The sequence below is a fragment of the Mesorhizobium sp. M1088 genome (assembly GCF_040318575.1).
Classification (GTDB): domain Bacteria; phylum Pseudomonadota; class Alphaproteobacteria; order Rhizobiales; family Rhizobiaceae; genus Mesorhizobium.
On record NZ_JAMYMO010000053.1, the window covers coordinates 10209 to 30235 of the forward strand.

The window sequence follows — 20027 nt, forward strand, 5'->3', positions numbered from 1 at the left end:
ACCCAGCCAGGTCACGTGCCCGGCGAAATCACAAGCTCCGTGACGGGAGAGACCAGTGCTGGACAATACGCAGGTAGAACGGCTCGAAGCCGAGGCGATCAACTCCGCCAAAGTGCGACAGCCGATGTATGCCGCGCGCAAGAAGATCTTCCCGAAACGGGCCTCCGGGAATTTTCGTCAGTTCAAATGGCTGGTGATGGCGGTCACCCTTGGCATCTATTATCTGACGCCGTGGCTGCGGTGGGACCGTGGCCCGTTTGCCCCTGATCAGGCCGTGCTGCTCGATGTCGCAAATCGGCGTTTCTACTTCTTCTTCATCGAGATATGGCCGCAGGAATTCTACTACGTCGCCGGCCTTCTGGTTATGGCCGGCGTCGGTCTCTTCCTGATCACGTCGACCGTCGGTCGTGCCTGGTGCGGCTATACGTGCCCGCAGACGGTATGGGTCGACCTGTTCCTGGTCGTCGAGCGGGCCATCGAGGGCGACCGCAACGCGCGCATGAAGCTTGACGCCGGGCCGTGGACTGCCCGCAAGCTCGTGCTGCGGGTGTCGAAACACGCCATCTGGCTAGTCATAGGTGCGGCGACCGGCGGCGCCTGGATCTTCTATTTCGCCGATGCGCCGATCCTGCTCGGCGAACTCTTCACCGGCACGGCAGCGCCTGTCGCCTATATCACCGTCGCCGTGCTGACAGCGACGACCTATACGTTCGGCGGGCTGATGCGCGAGCAGGTCTGCACGTATATGTGCCCATGGCCGCGCATCCAGGCAGCCATGCTCGACGAAAACTCGCTCACCGTCACGTACAACGACTGGCGCGGCGAACCGCGCTCACGTCACGCCAAGAAGGCGCAAGCCGCGGGGAAGGCTATCGGCGATTGCGTCGACTGCAATGCCTGCGTCGCCGTCTGTCCGATGGGGATCGACATTCGCGACGGCCAACAGCTTGAATGCATCACCTGCGCGCTCTGCATCGACGCCTGCGACGGCGTCATGGACAAGCTTGGCAAGGAGCGCGGGTTGATCTCCTACGCGACACTCTCCGACTACAACGCCAACATGATGCTAGCGACCGCGGGCGGTTCCATTGCAGTCAATCCGTCGCTGGTCAGAACCGCTGACGGCCTGTTTTTAGACAGTGTGGCTCATTTCCACATCCGCAAGATCTTTCGTCCCCGCACCTACGTGTACATAGCTATGTGGGGGCTGATCGGCCTGGGCCTGCTCTATTCGCTGATGACGCGCGACCGGCTCGAGATCAATGTCTTGCATGACCGCAATCCGCAATTCGTGACGCTGTCCGACGGCTCTATCCGCAATGGCTACACCGTCAAGCTGCTGAACATGATCCCCGAACCAAGAACGATCATCGTCACCATAGGGGGCTTGCCAGGCGCAGAGATGAGCATCGTCGGTGTCGATCTTCCCGCCGATCGTTCTTTCGCGATCCAGGTCGAACCCGACCGGCTTAAGATGTTGAAGGTTTTCGTGCGCCTGCCTGCTGATGAGATCCTTGGCGAAGCGCAGATCTTCACACTCCGGGTCGAGGACAAAGCGAGTTTCGAGTCGAACGAATACATCGCCACCTTCAACGCCCCGGAGATCGCCAGATGAACGCCACCACGCGAAAATCCCGCGAATTCACCGGCAGGCACATGTTGGCCATCATCCTCGCCTTTTTCGGCGTGGTCATTGCGGTCAATCTGACGATGGCGACGCTTGCCAACACAAGCTGGACCGGTCTTGTCGTCGAAAACACCTATGTGGCGAGCCAGCAATTCAACAAGAAGGCTGAGGAAGGGCGCGCGCAGGCAGCGCTTGGCTGGACCGGCAAGCTGACCATCTCATGGGGCGAAGTCCGCTATAGCCTCACCGACGCTGCCGGCAAGTCGGTTCCCTTGCATGGCGTGAAGGTGCTGTTTCGCCATCCCGCTTACGAGAAAGAGGATGAGGCCGTCACGCTCGCCCTCGCCTCGGGTCAGGAGTTTGCAGTGCAGCACATGCCAAGGGATGGTGTCTGGATTGTCGAAATCGACGCCGATGCCGGTCTGGCAAGACCGTATCGCGACGTCCGCAGGATCATGATTTCCCAGAGAGCGCTGCAATGAGCTGTTGTGCACCAGGTGCTGAAGTGGCGCTGGACCTGGTCAGTGCCGCGTCTGTCCTGCCCTCCAGCCAGGAGATCAGGCTGGCGAGCCGATCGCTCGGCGATGATCTTCGCCAGACCGACCTTTCCGTACCGACGGTTCACTGCGGAGCCTGCATCCAGGCGATCGAGACGACGTTGGCAAAACTCGAGCACGTCGAGGCCGCTCGCGTGAACCTGTCGACGAAGCGTGTCTCGGTCCGGTGGCGTGGGGCGGAGGTTCCACCGTTCGTCGCCGTGCTGGAGGGGCTGGGCTACCAGGCCCATCTGTTCGAAGCCGAGATCGACGCAAAGGACAAGACGCTCTCGGAGCTCATCCGCGCCGTCGCTGTTGCCGGCTTTGCGGCGGGCAACATCATGCTGCTGTCGGTTTCGGTCTGGTCCGGTGCCGAGGGCGCGACCCGCGACCTGTTCCACTGGGTCTCGGCACTGATCGCCATCCCCGCACTGGCCTTCGCCGGCGGCATCTTCTTCAAGTCGGCCTGGAATGCCTTGCGCCACGGCCGCATGAACATGGACGTGCCGATCGCGGTCGGCGTGTCGTTGGCCTACGCGATGAGCCTCTATGAGACGACCACCCATGGTGACCACGCCTATTTCGACGCGTCGGTGTCTCTGCTGTTTTTCCTGTTGATCGGCCGCACGCTGGATCACGTGATGCGCGAACGCGCCCGCACCGCGGTGAAAGGCCTGTCACAACTGGCCGCGCGTGGCGCCATGGTGCTGCGCGACGATGGCGCACGCGACTATCTGCCGGTTGGCGAGATCGAACCGGGCATGCTGTTGCTGATCGCGGCCGGCGAAAGGATCCCCGTCGACGGCAAGATCACGCGTGGGACATCGGACGTCGACTGCTCGCTGGTTTCGGGCGAGAGCACGCCCAGAAGCGTGGCGCCAAACGACGCCATCCAGGCCGGCGTGCTCAACCTTACCGGCCCGCTGACCATCGAGGCGACAGCTGCCGCGAAGGATTCGTTCCTGGCGGAAATGGTTCGGCTGATGGAGGCCGCCGAGGGCGGTCGCGCACAGTACCGCCGCATCGCCGACCGCGTTTCAGCGCTCTATGCTCCAGTTGTTCATCTCACCGCCTTCGTGACATTCCTTGGCTGGATGGCGGCAACTGGCGACTGGCACCGGGCCATAACCATCGCCATCGCCGTTTTGATCATCACATGCCCCTGCGCGCTCGGCCTCGCCGTGCCGATCGTCCAGGTGGTCGCCGCGCGGCGCCTGTTCGAAAACGGCATCATGGTCAAGGATGGTTCGGCCATGGAGCGCCTGGCAACAATTGATACAGCGGTGTTCGACAAGACCGGAACGCTCACGCTCGGTCAGCCTCGGCTCGTCAATGCGGCCTCGATCGATCCGGCCATGCTGACGATTGCGGCCGACATGGCCGGGCATTCGCGTCATCCCTTTTCAAAGGCCATAGCCGGTCTTGCCGCTGGCGGCGGGCAGCACAAATTCGATGCCGTCACCGAGCATCCGGGGTTCGGTATCGAAGCAACTGACGTCGGAAGTATCTGGCGGCTGGGCAGACGCGGATGGGCTGGATGGAAGGCCCGCACCGGCGGCGAAGGCAAACATGGCTATGGCGGGACGGTCCTGACGAAAGACGGGATCGTTGTCGCGACCTTCAATTTCGACGATGCGTTGCGTGCCGACGCCAGGGCGGCGATCGAGCAGCTGAACGATGCAGGGATTTCGGTGGAAATGCTGTCAGGCGACACCGCGAGCGCCTGCGGCGAAGTCTCGAAAATGTTGGGTATCGACCACTTCCTTCCGTGCCTGCTGCCATCCGGCAAGGTCGAACGCATCGAGGGCCTGGCGAAAGACGGGCACAAGGTCCTGATGGTTGGCGACGGCCTGAACGACACGCCTGCGCTGAGCGCGGCGCATGTTTCGATCGCGCCGGCCACGGCCGCTGACATTGGCCGCAATGCGGCGGACTTCGTCTTCCTGCGCGAAAGCTTTGTGGCGATTCCCCTCGCGATTGACGTCTCGCGCAAGGCAGGAAGCCTGATTCGTCAGAACATTGCGATCGCAATCGTCTACAATGCCGTCGCCGTGCCGATCGCGATCCTGGGGCACGTCACGCCACTGATCGCCGCGATCGCCATGTCTGCCTCGTCGCTGCTTGTCATCGGAAATGCGCTGCGCCTGCAAGGTTCGATGTCGCACATCCGGGCCAAGGATATTCAGCGTGACAGGGTGTCCGACATCAGCAAACTGGCGCAATCCTCATGACCACCCTTGCCTACCTCATCCCCGTCGCCCTCTTTCTCGGTGCGCTTGGACTGGGGGGCTTCCTATGGGCGTTGAGAAGTGGTCAGTACGAGGATCTCGACGGAGCTGCCGAGCGGATCCTTATCGATCGGGAAGATAGACTGGACCGCTGATCCAGGGCCGAGGGGCTGACAAGCAGTGCCGGTGCGGCCAACCGCTCCCACGGCCCTTCCCCATCGCGACTATGCCGCGCGCGATTGCTGTTTCCGGGGGTTGTTGCCCCTAGACTGAATTGCACCAATTTGCGCCAGCGCAAGGAACCGCTGCGTCAGGTCAGTTACCTTCTGCTCATCCGCAACGGTTGAGACAGGAGATTGATATGATCACGCGACGCGAAGCCCTCTTTGGAGCAGCGATTGGCGCTGCTGCCGTGGCGGCACTGCCGGCGTCTTCGGCAACGGTGACAAAGGCGGACATTCGAGGGCTTCTGCGCGAAAAGATCAGGCTCGTGGCACCGCCTTTTGTCCATCCGCACGACCAGGTCGCCAAGGGCGAACCGAAGATCGTCGAATACTCCATGACGATCGAGGAGAAGCCGATGGTCATCGACGCGGACGGGACGCAGCTCAATGCAATGACCTACAACGGCTCGATTCCTGGTCCGCTGATGGTCGTGCACCAGGACGACTATGTCGAACTGACGCTCATCAATCCCGACACCAACTCGCTTGCCCACAACATCGACTTTCATGCAGCCACAGGTGCACTGGGTGGCGGCGGCCTCACGTTGATCAATCCAGGCGAACAGGTAACGCTGCGCTTCAAGGCAACGCGGACGGGAACGTTCGTCTATCACTGCGCACCTGGCGGCGCGATGATCCCATGGCATGTCGTCTCCGGCATGAGCGGCGCAATCATGATCCTGCCGCGCGACGGACTCAGGAACGACAAGGGCAAGCCGGTCAAATACGACAAGATCTTCTACATCGGCGAGAGCGACTTCTACATTCCGCGCGACGAGAAGGGCAACTACAAGACGAGTCGCCAGGCGACGGTTACGACGATATCGTCAAGGTCATGCGCGGGCTGATCCCGACGCATGTGCTGTTCAACGGCAAGGTCGGTTCGTTGACCGGCGACAACGCTATGAAGGCGAAGGTCGGCGAAACCGTGCTGATCGTCCATTCGCAGGCCAACCGCGATACGCGGCCGCATCTGATCGGTGGCCACGGCGACTATGTCTGGGAACAGGGCAAATTCGCCAACCCGCCGGCCAAGGATCTGGAAACCTGGTTCATCCGTGGCGGCTCTGCCGGCTCGGCGCTCTATAGGTTCCTGCAGCCCGGCGTCTACGCTTATGTCAATCACAACCTGATCGAGGCCGTGGAACTCGGGGCGACCGCTCACTTTATGGTCGAGGGCGAGTGGAATGACGACCTGATGACGCAGGTCGAGGCGCCCAAACCCATCGCCACCAACTGATGGAACTCCATTTGCCCGGACAGTGTCGCTGTCCGGGCAAGGACAACAGCCATGTCCCCTTACATCCTGAAATTTGTCGCGGTCGCCATGGCGGCCACTTCTGTGCCGGCGGCTCTGTCGATAAAGGCAGCCAGTTGGGACCGGCCGCCTCACGCCGTAGCTGTCACGACGACTTTGCTGTCCGGCTCCATCACCTATCCCATACCCGGCGAGTTCCTGAAGGACGGCCACCCGCAGGCCAATCCCCGCCTCAAACGCCAGCTCGACCAACCGCTCGAAATCATGACCTATCAGGTCAGCGCGGAAGACTATGCAGATTGCGTCGCTGAAGGCAGCTGCCAGCCGGCACAGGAGACGCGCACGATCCCCGCCACCGCTCCCGTGACCGGCGTCAGCTATCTCGATGCCAACGCATACGCCCGATGGTATTCGCAAGCGACCGGCGACCAATGGCGGCTGCCATCCGACGAGGAATGGGCATTTGCCGCGGCGGAGCGGTTCGCCGGCGAATTCGAGGGTGTCGAAAGCGACGCCAACAACCCGTCCAAACGCTGGCTGACCAGCTACAAGGCCGAGGTGGACCTCAATCGCAAGCCGGACCCGCTGCCCAAGAGCCGTGGCTCTTTTGGTGTGAATTCCTTGGGACTCGCCGACTTTTCCGGCAATGTCTGGGAGTGGACGTCGACGTGCTACGTCCGCACCACGCTGCATGCAGATGGCGGCAATGTCGAGAGTTCGGTCGACAATTGCGGCGTGCACGTCCTTGAAGGCCTTCACCGGGCCTACATGTCCAACTTCGTCAGCGACGGAAAAAGCGGCGGCTGTGCCGTCGGCAGGCCGCCCGACAATCTGGGGTTTAGGCTCGTCCGAGCCTCGCCAGGTTGGGCGAACAAAGTTCTCGCCCAGCTGGGTGCGATCTGACGGAAAGTCCCGTCAGAGTCTGGCAACGATCTGTCTGCCGGGGACGCCAGAATTCACAGGCCAGACCTATCGGCCGGGCGACAGCATCCGCTTGAGCGTGCCGTCACGAAGCCAGTACTGGTGAAACAGTGTCGCCAAGGCATGGACGGAAATCAGGACCATAAACACTGGCTTGTTGAGCGAATGGATGTCGCCCCATGGGTCGCCAACGTAGAAGGCAAGAAGCCCCACAAAGGGCGTTGCGAGCAAGAGCAGATAGAAAAGGCCGTGCGAGATCTGCGCGGCGATCTGCATCCAGCCAGTGCCGCCTTCCGCAGGCTTGGGAGTACCCGATACCAGGCGCATGACCAGCCGAGCGATCACGAGGACCAGGATCGAAATCCCGACCCAGTAATGGGCGGAGCCCAATGCCTGGTCGGCTGGGGAGACCGCGGTTCCCTCTTCAGCCGCGTCAACCACGGTTGTCATGCTCTCGCCGAAGAACAGCTGGAATAACACCAACGATGCTATGACCCAATGAAGCGCGATTTGATAAGTTGAATAGCCAAGTCTGGTTTCTGACATTTTGATTCCCCTGATTAAAACAGCCGCGCAGTCGCGATGCTGATTAACATGGGAACCTTGGCTCAAGTGGGCTCGAATCCTCCCGCAATTGTGGCCAAAAGCTTACAGAACAGATATGTAATACGCTGCGCGGCCATACGCGATTGCCCGCGTCCCTGCCATCCCAATGCATGGGAGTGACCGTCAGGCGGCGTGGGCCCTTGGCGTCGTCAACGCCACACCGTAGGTCAAAAGAAAGCCGCCGAATGCCAGCGCCCAGGCAGCACCCGCCAGATGAATGATGGCGTCGTTCGGGACGAAAACGCCAAGGATGCGTGACAAGGCTGCGACCAGAATAGCTGTAAAGATAAAAGTTGCTGGTCGTCCAGCCCGCAATTGCCGGCCGGTATGTCCGAGCGTCGCTCGGGCCATTACGGCGAGCGTCATTGACCCGATCGCGCCGGCGCCCAACGTATGGAGCCCAGCTTCAGCCGGCACGATGCCAGGAAAAAAGATCGACGCTGACAACAGGGCAAGACCGAGCGGCACGAAGGCATAAGCCAGGTGAAGGATGAGCACCAGCGGATCGCGCGAGGTGCGCTCGCCAGCCCACCGCGACAGGCGCCAGGTCTGGCTGATTGCGGCTGTCGCAAGCAACAGTCCGGAGACGCTGTTGCTGGGAGCGAACGTCCATGCCGCCAGCGCGCTGACCGAGATGCCTATCGAGGCCATGTCCAACCGGCCGAAAGGCGCGGGGAGCCTGCCGGGATTTTCGCGCACGAGCCAATTGCGGGTGAAGCTGGGAATAATCCTCCCGCCGATGATCGAGATGAGCATTATAGCCGCAGCCATGCCGAGCCTTCGACTGACATCGGAGGCGCCTTGAATATGCGCCTCGATATGGAAGGCGCCATTTGCGCATGCCAGGACGGCAAGCGGCAGCAGAACCTTGAGATTGCGCCAGTTGCGCCCCGCGATGATTTCACGGGCCGCCACCGCGGCAACCGCAAGCAGAAAAGATCCATCGGTTACGGCTGCTGCCTGCCAGCCTATATCTGCCGAGAAGAAGACCGCGACGCGGCCGAGAAGCCATAAGACAACCAGCCACAGCAGCGGCAGCCCTTGTACGGGCAACCGGCCGGTCCAGTTGGGAATGGCGGTCAGCAGGAACCCGGTCACGATCGCCGGCAGATAACCGAACAGCATCTCGTGAATGTGCCAATCGACAGGAACAAATGCACTATGGGTATCGAGTTCCCCTGCATACATTGGGAGCCAGAGCACAATGGAGAGGCAGGCATAGAGCGGCCCGAGAAGGAAGAACGGCCTGAACCCATAGGAAAGAACGGCAGGCCCGGCATAGGCGCGCAGGCGTGGGATGCCCATGCTTCATATCTCCAAAAAAGAGGTCGGATAAACCGCGACCTCGTTTCCGGGCCAATGGCTGCTATGGGTCGAGCAGGTTTTCATGCGTGGGTTTGGTCAGTTCGCCGGCATCTGCGTGAACAGGTCGGCGAAAACCTTTGCAGCCTTGCCGGCATGCTTGACCGTCTTGGCGGCATCGAGATTGACCGGCTTGCCGACAACGATCAGCGCGACCATGCCCATACCGTAGTGCGGCGCGCACTTGACGCCGTAGACGCCTTCCTGGGTTAGGGTGAGGGTGATTTCCTCGCTGGGTTTTCCCTTGAAGGGTTCAGCGCCGTCCGGAATCATGCCTTTGATCGACTCGGCATCATGGGTCTTGTCGGTCGGCACGAACTTGACTGTGTCGCCGGGTGCAGCCTTGACGAAAGCCGGCTGGAAAACCATGGCACCTTTTTCGCCCTTGTTGAGCATTTGCACCACATGCTCTTCAGCACTTGCTGCCCCGCAGAGCGCGAGGATGGAGATTGCGGCAGCGAGGATGGAAATTCTCATCGATTTGTCCTTTGTTTCGAGGTCGCGGCCTTCGCCGTTCGATGCCACTTAGCCTGATGTGCCCCGGGGAGAATTTGCGCTGGCGCAAACTCGGGATAAGAAAGGATCTCCCGCACGGTTGATGCGGAACACTCGGTCGTGGGGAAATCCGCTTGGCTGCGCTGGACCGATCGCTGATATCGCAGCTGCCCCTCTTCCAGGGCTTGACGCCCGACGAGCAGAGCGAGATTCTGCAAGGCGCCCGGTCGTCCCGCTATGCCAAGGAGACGGCGATCTTCGAGCAGGAAGCCGAGGCCCACTCGTTCTTCGTTCTACTGGCCGGGCACATACGCGTCGTCCGCACGACGCCGGACGGACAGCAGGTGATCGCCAGGTACATCAGTGCAGGCGAGATTTTTGGAGTTGCCGCGGCACTTGGCCGAACGACCTACCCCGCCACCGCCGTAGCAGCGGTGGACTGCGTGGTGCTGGCGTGGCCGAACGCTCTTTGGCCTGACCTTGCGCGACGGTTTCCGGTTTTTGGCGCCGCCACCTACAGGACGGTCGGAAACAGGCTGCAGGAGACGCAGACGCGGGTGGTGGAGATGTCCACGGAACAGGTGGAACAGCGGGTCGCGCACGCGCTGTTGCGGCTGGCAAACCAGACCGGCCGAAAGACCGACAGCGGCATCGAGATCGCCTTCCCGATTTCACGACAGGACATTGCCGAAATGACGGGAACGACGCTGCACACGGTCAGCCGTCTGCTCAGCAAGTGGGAAGAGAACGGAATAATTGTCAGCGGGCGCCAAAGAGTCACGGTCAAGGATGCGCATCGCCTGGTAGTTCTAGCCGAGAACCGGCAAAAGGACTGACCGTCACCCTCCACCCCGAACAGCCAATTCCAAATCGACGAGGAAACGAGTCTCGTTGACCCGATGCTCGCGGCATGCGTCGGTCACGGTATGAAAAGCCCAATGGGGCAGCCCGTGCATAGCATCTTGCGGCCAAGAACCACAGCCACCGTTGCCGGCCATTGTCTCATGATCTCGTCAATGGTCATGTCGGGTCTGATCGAACCGGATGTCTTCACGGTCGCGCCTCCACGGTTGCGAAGCGTCTTCATAGATCTCACTGGGTCCGCGATCGTTGCGCTTTCGCAACCTGAGGAAAGGTCTGCAAAATCAGAGATCTGCAGGACGGATTCTCTCAACGTTGACGTTGCCGGTCCACGTCCTCGCGAATGGACGGCCGGTTGAAGAGGTGATGACCGAAAACGTGCGCGCGCCACGTCGCGGTCCGGAAATCTGGTCGCGATAGACTTCAAGGCAGTGATCGCCTGCGGGCGCAGCCCCCCATACAGCAGCAAAAGAACCGCCATGCTGGTGCCCAGCGTGAGGATTGCAGCCATGGCCCCAGAACATTGTGGTTGTTCCAATAAGGGTGGAGCCCTACTCGATCGCACCACGGGCGCACTCTGACGCTCAACCGGCTGATAGGTCACGTTGGATCGACAATGAGCAACGTCAAACTGCGGTCAGGGCGCCGACAGAATGCCTGAAATTGACCCGCTGCGTTCCGAGTGTTGGAGCCGTTACCCTTCGCCAGATACGTGTTGCAATTGTGCAATCAGGTCGCGGTTGCGGCAATAGTCCGGAGGCTCGTTGGCATTTTCGTGTTGATCGAGCCACGTCATGCATTCGCCCTGGTGGCCGCAGGCGCGGCAGCGATTCACCGCTCGATTGATCACGGCTCCATGATCCGCCACGACTTTCAATCGTCTGTCGACGCCTAGCTTTTGCATCATGCGACCCATCAAGGCCGTCCTGGCGTCGACCGAAATCAGGTACTCGAGAAAACTCATGGCATTTGCTCCTAGCGTGGCGATCATTGCGCGGCCAGCAGCCCGTGACATTGATCTCGATCAACGGGCGGCTTCAGAGGCTGTCTTCGAGGATCGGTTCGACCTGGATTGTGTCTTCGCCCCTGTTGAATGCGACAGCAAGGCAAAAGCTGTGAGCGATGCGCAACGACCGTGCGATGAAAATTGCTGCAACTTCGGGCGGGCAAACGCGCTCTACGACGGCGCGAAAGAGGGAAAGCCAACGCCGGAAGTGCATCTCACCAAGGCCGGGAACAGCCAGATGCGGCGGCAATGGCCGACCAGCGTAGCGGGAAGTCCGCAGGAGCGTGGCAGACCAGAAATCGCACATCTTCGCCAAATGCGACGGCCACGCATCCGCGGCTATGGCGTTATTGAATACGGGCCCCAGCAGGACGTCGTGGCGGATTTCCTCATAGAAGCCGTGGACGACCCTCTGGATCATCTCCTCGTCAAGAACCGTTGACAGCGGGACGCCGTCGATGACGGTTGTGGTCTTACTTTGTTGCTTCCCGCTCATGCATACCTGTTGCGACCTAGATCGACGCTTGGCATCGGCAGCCATGTCAATTTCCACAGTGTCATAGGGGTGAACTGCAGACTTGCCTTTTCTATACGAAAGCCATCACGGCGATCCCGCCTATGACAATCAGAGCGAGCCCGGCGATCAGCATGGGCAGCAAGGAATTGCCTTCTTTTGCGCCACTTGCTGCTTCCGTGCTGAACACAAGGCTTGGCCACTCTTCGATCACGTCTTGCCTCTGAGACTCTCGTTTCATGTCGATGTCATTTCCCCTTGCAAGCACGACCTCCCCGCCGCGCCGATCGCTGCACTGCAGCGGGCAGCGCCGAAAAGGCTCGACCGTTGCCAAGAAACTATCGATGCTGAGACATAAGTTCTTTGCGTTAGCGCAAATTGGCGGCTGCGATGCTTACAGCGCGCCCCACTTTTCGCTACCGAGGCGCCAGATGGTCAATTCGACATGAAACGATTGATTCCGCTTTCTTCGATCAGCGTGCGCGTGACGCCGCCGAACGCCCATTCCCGCAATCGGCTATGGCCATAGGCGCCAGACACGATCAGGTCTGCACCGGTGGAGCGCGTGAATGACAGCAAATTGTCGCCGTCAGCCTCGCCGGCGATCAGTTCGGTTCGCGGCATGATACCGTGATGTTCCAGAAAGACCGCGACATCAGCGAGACTGTTACGAACGTCACGATCAGTATCGATCGTGGCAACGATAACCTCATTGGCCTTGGCCAAAAGAGGCAATGCATCGGTCAGAGCTCGCCGAGCCTCACGGGTGTCTTTCCAAGCGACCAAGATAGTTTTTGCAAGGTTGCGGTCGACATTGTTTGCAACAGCAAGGACAGGTCGCCCCGCGCCGAGCACCAGGCTGCCGATATCCACGGCACGAAACACATTGTCTCCTGCCTCGCGGGTAACGATGAGGTCGGCCGCTCGGGCGGAAACGCTGAGGAAGCGGGTCGGACTGCAGACCGCCTGTCCCCATTCGCTTGTAATCGAAGCCGGAACCAATCTCTCAAATTCGGCTCGCAATTCTGCAAGCCGCTTTTCAATCTCAGTGCGCTGGATCTGCATGATCTCACCTTCGTAAACCATACCATCGCCTGTTGCGACCAGTGGAGGAACATCAGCTGCTGCCAGGCCGACAAGATGGGCTCCAAACCGTTCTGCAAGCTCGGCTGCCGCCTCCACTATGGGTGCAGGGGATGCATCAACGGCCAGGTTCACGATAACTGACTTGTACGACATCAGAGGCGCCTTTCGCTGAAGCGATGGAATGGACGATCAATCGCATTCGCGAGCGTCCGATGCCTTGATGCGCATCAAAGGGCTCCGCACCCGAAAAACTTCGGCCTCGCTCCATTTTGCGTGTGGGGCTCAATGATAGTAGCCTTGTTCGTGGCGTGTCGAACCCGAGAATCTCAGTGAGCCAAGACGAAGCGCTTATTTTGTCGGCCGGGGGGACGATTCTGAAGTCGGTCCTGTCACAAATGTTCGAGCAGGCTCCGGGCTTCATGGCTCTCATGCGTGAACCGGATCATGTCTTTGAACTGACGAATGCCGCCTATCAACGGCTGATCGGGGACAGGCGAGTGATTGGGAAATCGGTGCGTGAAGCCCTTCCCGAACTCGAGGGCCAAGCGTTCTTGGAACAGCTGGACCATGTGCACAGGACCGGCGAGCCGTATAGGGGCCAAGGCATGAAGGTCGGCCTTCGGAACAACCACGACGGGCCAATTGAAGAACGCATCCTCGATTTCGTCTATCAGCCCATCAAGGCCGACGATGGACGCATCACCGCCATTTTTGTCGAAGGCACTGATGTCAGCGAGCTTTCCTTTGCAAATGCAGCCCTTCTGTTGCGCGAGGACCATTTGCGTTCGATCCTGGCGACAGTGCCCGATGCTATGGTTGTCATCGACGAACGAGGCAGCATCCAATCGTTCAGCACCGCTGCTGAAACGCTGTTCGGCTACCAGGCAAGTGAAGTCATCGGGCGAAACGTCAATGTGCTGATGCCCTCACCCTATCGCGACGAGCATGACGCCTATCTGCTTCGCTATCTGACGACCGGGGAGCGCCGGATCATCGGGCTCGGCCGCACCGTCACTGGGATGCGCGAGGACGGCTCGACCTTTCCGATGGAGCTTTCCGTCGGCGAGATGCATGCCGGAACCGGGCGCTTTTTTACCGGCTTTTGCCGAGATCTGACCGAGCGCCACCGGGCGCAAGCGAGAATACAGGAACAGCAACTGGAGCTGCTCCACATGGCGCGGTTTACCGCGCTGGGTGAAATGGCTTCGACCCTTGCCCACGAGATAAACCAGCCACTCACGGCGATCACAAACTACCTCAAAGGCAGCCGCCGGCTTCTTGAGACGAGTACGGAAGAGAGCGCACCGATGCTGAGGGAGGCTGTCGAGAAAGCAGCTGAGCAAGCTTTGCGGGCCGGAGAGGTCATTCGCCATCTTCGCGACTTCGTCGCCAGGGGCGAGAGCGAGCGTCAGGTCGAACGCTTGCCGGCGCTCATCGAGGAAGCCTCCTCTCTGGCTTTGGTCGGCGCACGGGAAATAGACGTGCGCGTCAGCTACAAGGTTGATCCGGCAGCCGAACTGGTTTTGACCGACCGCATCCAGATTCAGCAGGTGCTGCTGAATCTGATGCGCAACGCTGTAGAAGCCATGCAAGGCGCGCCGCGCCGCGAGTTGAAAGTCACAACTGTCGCCCGGGATGATGGGATGGCGGAGGTGAGCGTGATCGATACCGGCCCCGGCCTCGCGCCGGAGGTTTCGGCACAACTTTTCCAGCCATTTGTCACCACCAAGAAGCAGGGCATGGGTGTCGGCCTCTCGATTTGCCGTACCATCGTCGAGTCGCATGGCGGTCATATCTGGACCGAGCCGATGCCGGCTGGAGGAACCGCTTTCCGGTTCACGTTACGCATGGTGGAGAAAGAAGAGGTCACAAATGGCCGGCAGTGATCTGGTGCATGTGGTCGACGACGACGTCGACGTTCGCAAGTCTCTCGGTTTTCTTCTGGGGACGGCAGATTTTGCCGTGCGGCTGCACGAGTCGGCGACAGCTTTTCTGGCTACCGCGACTGGCGATCTCGACGGGTGCATCGTCACCGACGTGCGCATGCCCGGCATTGACGGCATCGAATTCCTGCGGCAGCTCCGAACGCGCGGACATACGCTTCCGGTCATTGTCATGACGGGCCATGCCGATGTGGCGCTCGCCGTTCAGGCGATGAAGGAGGGGGCGACCGATTTCATCGAAAAACCTTCCGACGACGATATCCTGATAAGTGCGATCCGCTCCGCATTGGATAATCGTAATCACGCAAATACAGCACACCCACAATCCGCGGAAATCCTTGGTCGTCTGTCAACTTTGTCAGAGCGAGAGCGGCAGGTGCTGGATGGGCTTGTATCAGGTCTGCCGAACAAGACCATCGCCTATGATCTCGGGATCAGTCCACGTACGGTCGAAATCCACCGTGCCAATGTCATGAGCAAGATGAGCGCGAGCAGCCTGTCGCACCTCGTACGCATGGCATTGATCGTTGAATCCAAGCCGTAGGCTAGGGATGGTCGCCAAAGGGATTGCCGTCGAGTGCCGGCATATTGTGAGACTCCCAGTCGCGCCAGTGGGTCGGGCGGATGTCGACCCATGTGCCAGTTAAGGCGTTCGTCCAACCTTCCCGCTCCTTCATGCAGGGAAACACGAGCGCATGCTCGCCATCCTCGTCGAAGACGGCGAGTTTGAGGTTGCGCCCAAACGGAGCGGTGAGGATTGGTTTCCACATCTCCTCATGATCCCAGAAGCGCCTGACTGCGCCTTGATCTGAATCATTTTCCGCAATTGCCAAATGCGCGAATGTGCGCTTTGCCGCCATGAGCTCGAAAGCACCAGGATGGTCATGATTCAAAGCGGCAAGGCAACCAACCCTTGGGATGGCCGCGAGAAATAGGAGACTGCATCGATGCTGATCCGCACACTTTCTCCCTTGGAATGTACGAGATTGCTGACGGCCAACCGTGTCGGCCGGCTCGCATGCGCAAAGAATGGGCAGCCCTACGTCGTGCCCCTGTACTACGCGCATGCGGACAATCACCTCTATGCATTTTCCATGCCGGGCAAGAAGATCGAATGGATGCAAGCCAATCCGCTTGTATCCGTCCAGGTCGACGAGCGCGGCCAAGGGCGAGGATGGCGAAGTGTTGTTGTCGATGGCCGCTATGAGGAACTGCCGGACCGGGACGGCCACAAGCTCGAGCGTGACCATGCATGGTCAGTGCTGAGCAAGCACTCCGACTGGTGGGAGCCTGGAGCGCTCAAGCCGGTTATGCCCCCTGTGTCGGACAGCACGCCGCATGTGTTTTTTCGCATCCTCGTCGAGCAGGTGTCGGGCCGCGAGGCAAGTGAATAGCAGAACGACCGCCTCGATCACCGAAAGGGACGGCTGGGCCGGCCCAAGCAGTGGTATAGGTACTTCCCCGTAGGGACATAACCGAATTTCGTGACACAAGGATTCGCGCGATTGCTGTGACACGGATCAACCGGGAAAACAGCCATGCACGCTTACACAACCTCCCAAATCGCAGCGCGGTCGCGGTCGCCCCAGCCGAGCCCGCGGGAGGCACTCCAACCCGCGCTGCTGCAGCCGCTCAGCTTCTTTCCCGCCGGTGCGGAAGTCTATGCCCAGGGCGAAAAGGCCGGGGCCTTCTATCAGGTCGAGTTTGGCGCTGTGCGCATCTACCGCCTGCTTGCTGACGGGCGCCGGCAGATAAGTGCCTTTCATCTGGCTGGAGAGACATTCGGCTTCGAAGGCGGCACAACGCATCATTTCTTCGCAGAAGCGATCAATGCCACCGGCATCCGCGTCTTCCGTTTTGCCGCCGGAGCTGACGTGTCGCAGCTGCTGCTGCCATTGGCGCTCAAAGGCCTGACACGGGCGCAGGGGCACCTGCTGGTCCTAGGTCGCCAGAACGCCATTGAACGCGTCGCCGCGTTCCTGGTTGATATGGCCGAACGGCAAGGGGGATTGCCGCAGGTCGAATTGCCGATGTCGCGCATGGATATCGGCGACTACCTCGGCCTTACCATCGAGACGGTCTCGCGGGTTTTCACCAGGCTGAAGGAGAAAGGCGTCATCCGCTTGGCTAGCCTGCGCTGCGTGGAAATCGTCAAGCACGACTCGCTTCAGAATATGAGTGAGTGAATGGCAACATGCTCCGGCCAAGCCGGAATGCAGCCTCCCCCCTCGGCATCAGAGGTAGTCGGCCGAGGCGGTCCAATTTGCTGAAGCCGCAAGCATGACTTCGTGAGCCTCACTCGTCGGTCCAGTCCAACGTATTCACACCGATGGCCTGTGATCGACAGCCGGCTGCTGGCGGATATGGCTGCGATCCTCCTCGTGGGACCGGCGGCTGGCATTGGCAATGGGCGCACTGAGAGACCGAACGGCGGCCCAATGTTATTCTCTTTGTCCCTTCCATCAGCAAAAGCCGCGTTCAGTAGCAGCTTTCCGAATTGATGCAGGCTTGGCGGAATCAGCCGGTGCGCACGATGTGGACGATGCCTTGAGCATCCGCCTTGTCGGTCTTGTTGCGCTGTGCCGACATCGCGGCGCGCACACGCACATTCTCCAGGCGGACAGCTGGCAGGCCGAGTTTCTTGGGCTCCGGGTGCAGCCATGCTGACCGAGTTGGCAAAGCGGGACAGGGCAGCGTAGCGAGGAGAGCTGCCGCGACACCTTGCCTCGCTGTTCATCTGCCCTCGTATGCGAGGTGGCTATTTTGAAGGCCAGAAGTTTTGCAGATGGACGAGACTACGCCGACGGTGGTTGAGTTCGATGATGAAGAGGAAGAGGGCGACAGTCCCTTCAACGCCTATCGGTTCGCCGCATCGGAGTACTCCAAGGGTATCATCCAAGAAGACATCGGGCTGCTCCTAAACAGCGAGACCCATTTCGGGCTCAGGACGAACAAGCGCCGCGATCGGGATCAGCAAACGTTCGACCTGTCCGTTGACGCCGTGCTGTCGGACGTCATGCACCATCATCTCGCCGAGCATCTTGGCGACATCTATGTAACGCGCTCCAACCGTGTTCTCGGCACAAAGAGCCGCTATCGGCCACGCGCGTACAGCAAGATTTTTGAAGCCAAAGATGGCTCAGCAGATCGATGCGCCGGTGGAAGGGGCTGCAAGGGCGACGGTCATCCGGCCCGGTCCCCGGCTTGTGATCGAATGGCTGAGCATGGGGTCGGAATCGAGTACCTCGACGAACACCCGCACGGCGAGACCATTGTCCTGAAGCGCGTCAAGGATCGCGAGGACTGCTGGGACGAGGGCGGATCAGAGGAGTATGACGATACGCCAGACACGGAGCGGCACCGGGCTGAGCCAGTGTTGCCGAAGGCTTGAGTAAGCGCGATAATGATTTTTACGCCGAACAACCGGTGGACGTCGTCAATTATCATTGGCGCCACTGGGTTGGAACGCCGGTTTATTGGGAGGAAATCACAAAATGGCAAAACTGCTGGCCGGCAAGGCCGCTGATGACTTTCGGTTTTTGACCAACATCCAGCTCATGAAAGCACTCGGCCGCACTTTTGTACTTGTCATCATTATGTTCCTTGCAAGCAAGTCCACCATTGCAGCGGAGTCGCCCATCGTGGCGCCTGGCGCAAAGCTAGAAAAGTTGGCCGAAGGTTATGGATTCACCGAAGGCCCGGCGGCGGATGTTGATGGCAACGTGTTCTTCACCGACGACCCGAACGATCGGATCGTTAAGTGGAGCGCGGTAGACGGGAAATTCTCCGACTGGCTCAAGCCAGCGGGACGCGCGAATGGAACTTACTTCGACAAGGTCGGCAATCTCATCGCCGTCGCCCCCGATAAGGGCGAACTGTGGTCCATTGCGCCCGACAAGAAGGTTACGGTGCTGGTGACGAACTTCGACGGCAAGCTCTTCAACGGCCCGAATGACCTGTGGATTCGTCCGGACGGCGGTATCTATTTTACCGACCCTGATTTCTATTCATCTCGAGACTCCAGCACGCGGGTAGACGGCCAACACGTCTACTTCGTGACGCCCGACCGCAAGACCGTCAGGCGTGTCACGACCGACCTGAAGAAACCCAACGGCATCATTGGCACGCCCGACGGCAAGTTGCTTTACGTGGCGGACTACGGCGCGAGTAGGACTTACGCCTACGATATCCAGCCCGATGGCGAGCTCACGAACAAACGCCTCTTCTGCAAGCTAGGTTCTGACGGCATGACGATCGATTCGAAAGGCAACGTCTATCTCACCCAGATTGGCGTGGCTGTATTCGATCAAACGGGAAACAAGATCGAACAAATCGACGTACCAGAGACGACGACAAACGTGACCTTTGGTGGCAAAGATAACGATCTGCTCTTTATCACTGCGACCGGAAGTGTTTACGGCCTCAAGATGCGGGTTAAGGGCGCGCATTAGGAGCTCGTCCAGATAATCTTAGCGGGGATTTGGCTGCGAGGCGCAACATTGTTTTGGGTGCGTGGCCACAATGGCGCAATGGCGACCCATCTTGCCCCGCCGCGACTGTATAGAAATCAGCCAGGCATCGAAATCGCCTGCGCGAATGACCGTTCCTCTGCCAGTCTCAAATTGCGGCGCATAAGATCGGACCAAAGCGGCGTCTCCTGGGCGTCGAAGAAGAAAGCTGAACGAAAAGGCTTGATTTGCGTAGCGCAGACGATCGAAGCCGTCGTACGCCGCAACCAATACCGGCGTGCTGTCGTAGAGATGCAGAAGCTTCTCAAAAATCTCGTCCATGCCGTTTCTGACCGGACCAGGCTTAAGAGTAAATTACACCGAAGTGTCGGCACTGCCCGTACTCAGCAGCCGCTCAGCGCAGTGACCCTCACGCAGAGAAGCCCGCCACTTTGCGAGTGACGGGCCGGCCGCGAGGCGAGGAGAGTGTGGTCAAAGCCTCACGGCCGATTCGACGCTCCCGTTAACGCCGCACTCTCCTCAGCGGCGCGCTATCAGCATGCAAAGCTGACGCAGATCACTGTCATACGTCCCTTCGCTGCTGAGCACGTCGGCGCAGCGCTTCTTCATGCGAATCAGCTGGCTGCTGGACAGCTGTAAGCGCGATTTTCCCTGCACGTTGACGCCGGCGCTTTCGACGGATGGCCTTCGAATTGGGAACGGTATCTGGTCTGACTGCTGTTGCTTTGGCGAAGTTGAAGGGCAGCAGATCGTAGATATCAGCGTCCTCGTTGCGTTGAGGCAATTCGGTGAGGACGTGGCGCAGCCACGCTAACGGCTCGACGCCACAGGCGCGGCAGGTCAACATCAGGCTGTAGATGACGGCGCTGGCCCTGGCTCCGTCGACGGTAT

General features: G+C 59.9%; 20 protein-coding genes and 4 pseudogenes. 13 read left to right on the forward strand and 11 right to left on the reverse strand.

Annotated elements, in window-relative coordinates:
• The first annotated feature begins 55 nt into the window (after positions 1–55).
• From ccoG to NKH49_RS31520, 6 genes and pseudogenes are all read left to right on the forward strand, one after another.
• Positions 56–1615, forward strand: coding sequence for a cytochrome c oxidase accessory protein CcoG (gene ccoG / locus NKH49_RS31495; protein ID WP_352473143.1), 1560 nt, complete (start codon positions 56–58; stop codon positions 1613–1615).
• The gene (locus tag NKH49_RS31500) at positions 1612–2109 is read left to right on the forward strand and encodes a FixH family protein (protein ID WP_352473142.1); all 498 of its coding nucleotides are present in this window, start codon (positions 1612–1614) and stop codon (positions 2107–2109) included. Before ccoG ends, NKH49_RS31500 begins: the two co-directional genes overlap by 4 nt.
• On the forward strand, positions 2106–4394 hold the full coding sequence (locus NKH49_RS31505) for a cation-translocating P-type ATPase (RefSeq protein WP_352929392.1): 2289 nt from the start codon (positions 2106–2108) through the stop codon (positions 4392–4394). Before NKH49_RS31500 ends, NKH49_RS31505 begins: the two co-directional genes overlap by 4 nt.
• The gene (ccoS, locus tag NKH49_RS31510; RefSeq protein WP_352473140.1) at positions 4391–4546 is read left to right on the forward strand and encodes a cbb3-type cytochrome oxidase assembly protein CcoS; all 156 of its coding nucleotides are present in this window, start codon (positions 4391–4393) and stop codon (positions 4544–4546) included. The genes NKH49_RS31505 and ccoS overlap by 4 nt, the downstream gene beginning before the upstream one ends.
• A 206-nt stretch (positions 4547–4752) precedes the next feature.
• Positions 4753–5855 (forward strand): annotated as a pseudogene (nirK, locus tag NKH49_RS31515) (copper-containing nitrite reductase).
• Positions 5856–5906: 51 nt separating this feature from the next.
• Complete coding sequence (locus tag NKH49_RS31520; protein ID WP_352473138.1) at positions 5907–6776, forward strand: SUMF1/EgtB/PvdO family nonheme iron enzyme; 870 nt, start codon at positions 5907–5909, stop codon at positions 6774–6776.
• 66 nt (positions 6777–6842) lie between these two features.
• On the opposite strand, the gene NKH49_RS31525 is transcribed toward NKH49_RS31520, so the two are convergent.
• The 3 genes from NKH49_RS31525 to NKH49_RS31535 form a co-directional block, all read right to left on the reverse strand.
• A complete protein-coding gene (locus tag NKH49_RS31525; protein ID WP_352473137.1) occupies positions 6843–7406 on the reverse strand; it encodes a cytochrome b in 564 nt (187 codons plus the stop codon).
• Between the two features lie 117 nt (positions 7407–7523).
• Positions 7524–8705 (reverse strand): NnrS family protein, encoded by a 1182-nt coding sequence (locus tag NKH49_RS31530; RefSeq protein ID WP_352473135.1) that lies wholly within the window; start codon positions 8703–8705, stop codon positions 7524–7526.
• A 96-nt stretch (positions 8706–8801) separates the two neighbouring features.
• Entirely contained in the window at positions 8802–9239 is a 438-nt protein-coding gene (locus NKH49_RS31535; RefSeq protein ID WP_352473134.1) for a pseudoazurin, read from the reverse strand.
• Between the two features lie 152 nt (positions 9240–9391).
• On the opposite strand from NKH49_RS31535, the gene NKH49_RS31540 reads away from it, so the two are divergent.
• Entirely contained in the window at positions 9392–10093 is a 702-nt protein-coding gene (locus NKH49_RS31540) for a Crp/Fnr family transcriptional regulator (protein ID WP_352503667.1), read from the forward strand.
• Between the two features lie 719 nt (positions 10094–10812).
• Here NKH49_RS31540 and NKH49_RS31550 read toward each other — a convergent pair.
• The 4 genes from NKH49_RS31550 to NKH49_RS31565 form a co-directional block, all read right to left on the reverse strand.
• Positions 10813–11082 carry a DUF6455 family protein gene (locus NKH49_RS31550; protein ID WP_352473131.1) on the reverse strand — a complete coding sequence of 90 codons (270 nt, stop codon included), beginning with the start codon at positions 11080–11082 and terminating at the stop codon, positions 10813–10815.
• Between the two features lie 73 nt (positions 11083–11155).
• The gene (locus tag NKH49_RS31555) at positions 11156–11665 is read right to left on the reverse strand and encodes a group III truncated hemoglobin (RefSeq protein WP_352503665.1); all 510 of its coding nucleotides are present in this window, start codon (positions 11663–11665) and stop codon (positions 11156–11158) included.
• A gap of 46 nt (positions 11666–11711) precedes the next feature.
• Complete coding sequence (locus NKH49_RS31560; RefSeq protein WP_352473199.1) at positions 11712–11972, reverse strand: hypothetical protein; 261 nt, start codon at positions 11970–11972, stop codon at positions 11712–11714.
• A 101-nt stretch (positions 11973–12073) separates the two neighbouring features.
• A complete protein-coding gene (locus tag NKH49_RS31565; RefSeq protein ID WP_352686111.1) occupies positions 12074–12877 on the reverse strand; it encodes a putative universal stress family protein in 804 nt (267 codons plus the stop codon).
• Positions 12878–13053: 176 nt separating this feature from the next.
• Here NKH49_RS31565 and NKH49_RS31570 point away from each other — a divergent pair, with 176 nt between their 5' ends.
• On the forward strand, positions 13054–14610 hold the full coding sequence (locus tag NKH49_RS31570) for a PAS domain S-box protein (RefSeq protein ID WP_352473126.1): 1557 nt from the start codon (positions 13054–13056) through the stop codon (positions 14608–14610).
• A complete protein-coding gene (gene fixJ / locus NKH49_RS31575; protein WP_352473124.1) occupies positions 14597–15211 on the forward strand; it encodes a response regulator FixJ in 615 nt (204 codons plus the stop codon). The genes NKH49_RS31570 and fixJ overlap by 14 nt, the downstream gene beginning before the upstream one ends.
• A gap of 1 nt (position 15212) precedes the next feature.
• Here the strand turns inward: fixJ and NKH49_RS31580 are convergent, their stop codons facing one another.
• Entirely contained in the window at positions 15213–15527 is a 315-nt protein-coding gene (locus NKH49_RS31580; protein WP_352473122.1) for a hypothetical protein, read from the reverse strand.
• Between the two features lie 87 nt (positions 15528–15614).
• Between NKH49_RS31580 and NKH49_RS31585 the strand changes: the two genes are divergently transcribed.
• Together NKH49_RS31585 and NKH49_RS31590 are read left to right on the forward strand one after the other, a co-directional pair.
• Positions 15615–16061, forward strand: coding sequence for a pyridoxamine 5'-phosphate oxidase family protein (locus NKH49_RS31585; RefSeq protein ID WP_352473121.1), 447 nt, complete (start codon positions 15615–15617; stop codon positions 16059–16061).
• Between the two features lie 144 nt (positions 16062–16205).
• On the forward strand, positions 16206–16853 hold the full coding sequence (locus NKH49_RS31590) for a helix-turn-helix domain-containing protein (protein ID WP_352473120.1): 648 nt from the start codon (positions 16206–16208) through the stop codon (positions 16851–16853).
• Positions 16854–17187: 334 nt separating this feature from the next.
• Here NKH49_RS31590 and NKH49_RS31595 read toward each other — a convergent pair.
• A pseudogene (locus NKH49_RS31595) lies at positions 17188–17334 on the reverse strand (IS110 family transposase); the annotation flags it as partial.
• A gap of 118 nt (positions 17335–17452) precedes the next feature.
• Here NKH49_RS31595 and NKH49_RS31600 point away from each other — a divergent pair.
• Positions 17453–18058: a hypothetical protein gene (locus NKH49_RS31600; RefSeq protein ID WP_352929403.1), complete on the forward strand. Its 606-nt coding sequence runs from the start codon at positions 17453–17455 to the stop codon at positions 18056–18058.
• 103 nt (positions 18059–18161) lie between these two features.
• Positions 18162–19118, forward strand: coding sequence for an SMP-30/gluconolactonase/LRE family protein (locus NKH49_RS31605; RefSeq protein ID WP_352473117.1), 957 nt, complete (start codon positions 18162–18164; stop codon positions 19116–19118).
• Between the two features lie 84 nt (positions 19119–19202).
• Here NKH49_RS31605 and NKH49_RS31610 read toward each other — a convergent pair.
• Both NKH49_RS31610 and NKH49_RS31615 read right to left on the reverse strand, forming a co-directional pair.
• Positions 19203–19457 (reverse strand): annotated as a pseudogene (locus NKH49_RS31610) (diguanylate cyclase); the annotation flags it as partial.
• A 394-nt stretch (positions 19458–19851) separates the two neighbouring features.
• Positions 19852–20027: pseudogene (locus tag NKH49_RS31615) on the reverse strand (transposase domain-containing protein); the annotation flags it as partial.

What these genes read in the sequence shown, in the direction of transcription:
- NKH49_RS31555 (WP_352503665.1), bottom strand. Translation starts at nt 11,665, where the DNA reads ATGGCTGCCGATGCCAAGCGTCGATCTAGGTCGCAACAGGTATGCATG.
- NKH49_RS31565 (WP_352686111.1), bottom strand. Translation starts at nt 12,877, where the DNA reads ATGTCGTACAAGTCAGTTATCGTGAACCTGGCCGTTGATGCATCCCCT.
- NKH49_RS31500 (WP_352473142.1), top strand. Translation starts at nt 1,612, where the DNA reads ATGAACGCCACCACGCGAAAATCCCGCGAATTCACCGGCAGGCACATG.
- ccoS (WP_352473140.1), top strand. Translation starts at nt 4,391, where the DNA reads ATGACCACCCTTGCCTACCTCATCCCCGTCGCCCTCTTTCTCGGTGCG.
- NKH49_RS31535 (WP_352473134.1), bottom strand. Translation starts at nt 9,239, where the DNA reads ATGAGAATTTCCATCCTCGCTGCCGCAATCTCCATCCTCGCGCTCTGC.
- fixJ (WP_352473124.1), top strand. Translation starts at nt 14,597, where the DNA reads ATGGCCGGCAGTGATCTGGTGCATGTGGTCGACGACGACGTCGACGTT.
- NKH49_RS31600 (WP_352929403.1), top strand. Translation starts at nt 17,453, where the DNA reads ATGGACGAGACTACGCCGACGGTGGTTGAGTTCGATGATGAAGAGGAA.
- NKH49_RS31505 (WP_352929392.1), top strand. Translation starts at nt 2,106, where the DNA reads ATGAGCTGTTGTGCACCAGGTGCTGAAGTGGCGCTGGACCTGGTCAGT.
- NKH49_RS31520 (WP_352473138.1), top strand. Translation starts at nt 5,907, where the DNA reads ATGTCCCCTTACATCCTGAAATTTGTCGCGGTCGCCATGGCGGCCACT.
- NKH49_RS31585 (WP_352473121.1), top strand. Translation starts at nt 15,615, where the DNA reads ATGCTGATCCGCACACTTTCTCCCTTGGAATGTACGAGATTGCTGACG.
- NKH49_RS31550 (WP_352473131.1), bottom strand. Translation starts at nt 11,082, where the DNA reads ATGAGTTTTCTCGAGTACCTGATTTCGGTCGACGCCAGGACGGCCTTG.
- NKH49_RS31530 (WP_352473135.1), bottom strand. Translation starts at nt 8,705, where the DNA reads ATGGGCATCCCACGCCTGCGCGCCTATGCCGGGCCTGCCGTTCTTTCC.
- NKH49_RS31605 (WP_352473117.1), top strand. Translation starts at nt 18,162, where the DNA reads ATGGCAAAACTGCTGGCCGGCAAGGCCGCTGATGACTTTCGGTTTTTG.
- NKH49_RS31590 (WP_352473120.1), top strand. Translation starts at nt 16,206, where the DNA reads ATGCACGCTTACACAACCTCCCAAATCGCAGCGCGGTCGCGGTCGCCC.
- NKH49_RS31580 (WP_352473122.1), bottom strand. Translation starts at nt 15,527, where the DNA reads ATGGCGGCAAAGCGCACATTCGCGCATTTGGCAATTGCGGAAAATGAT.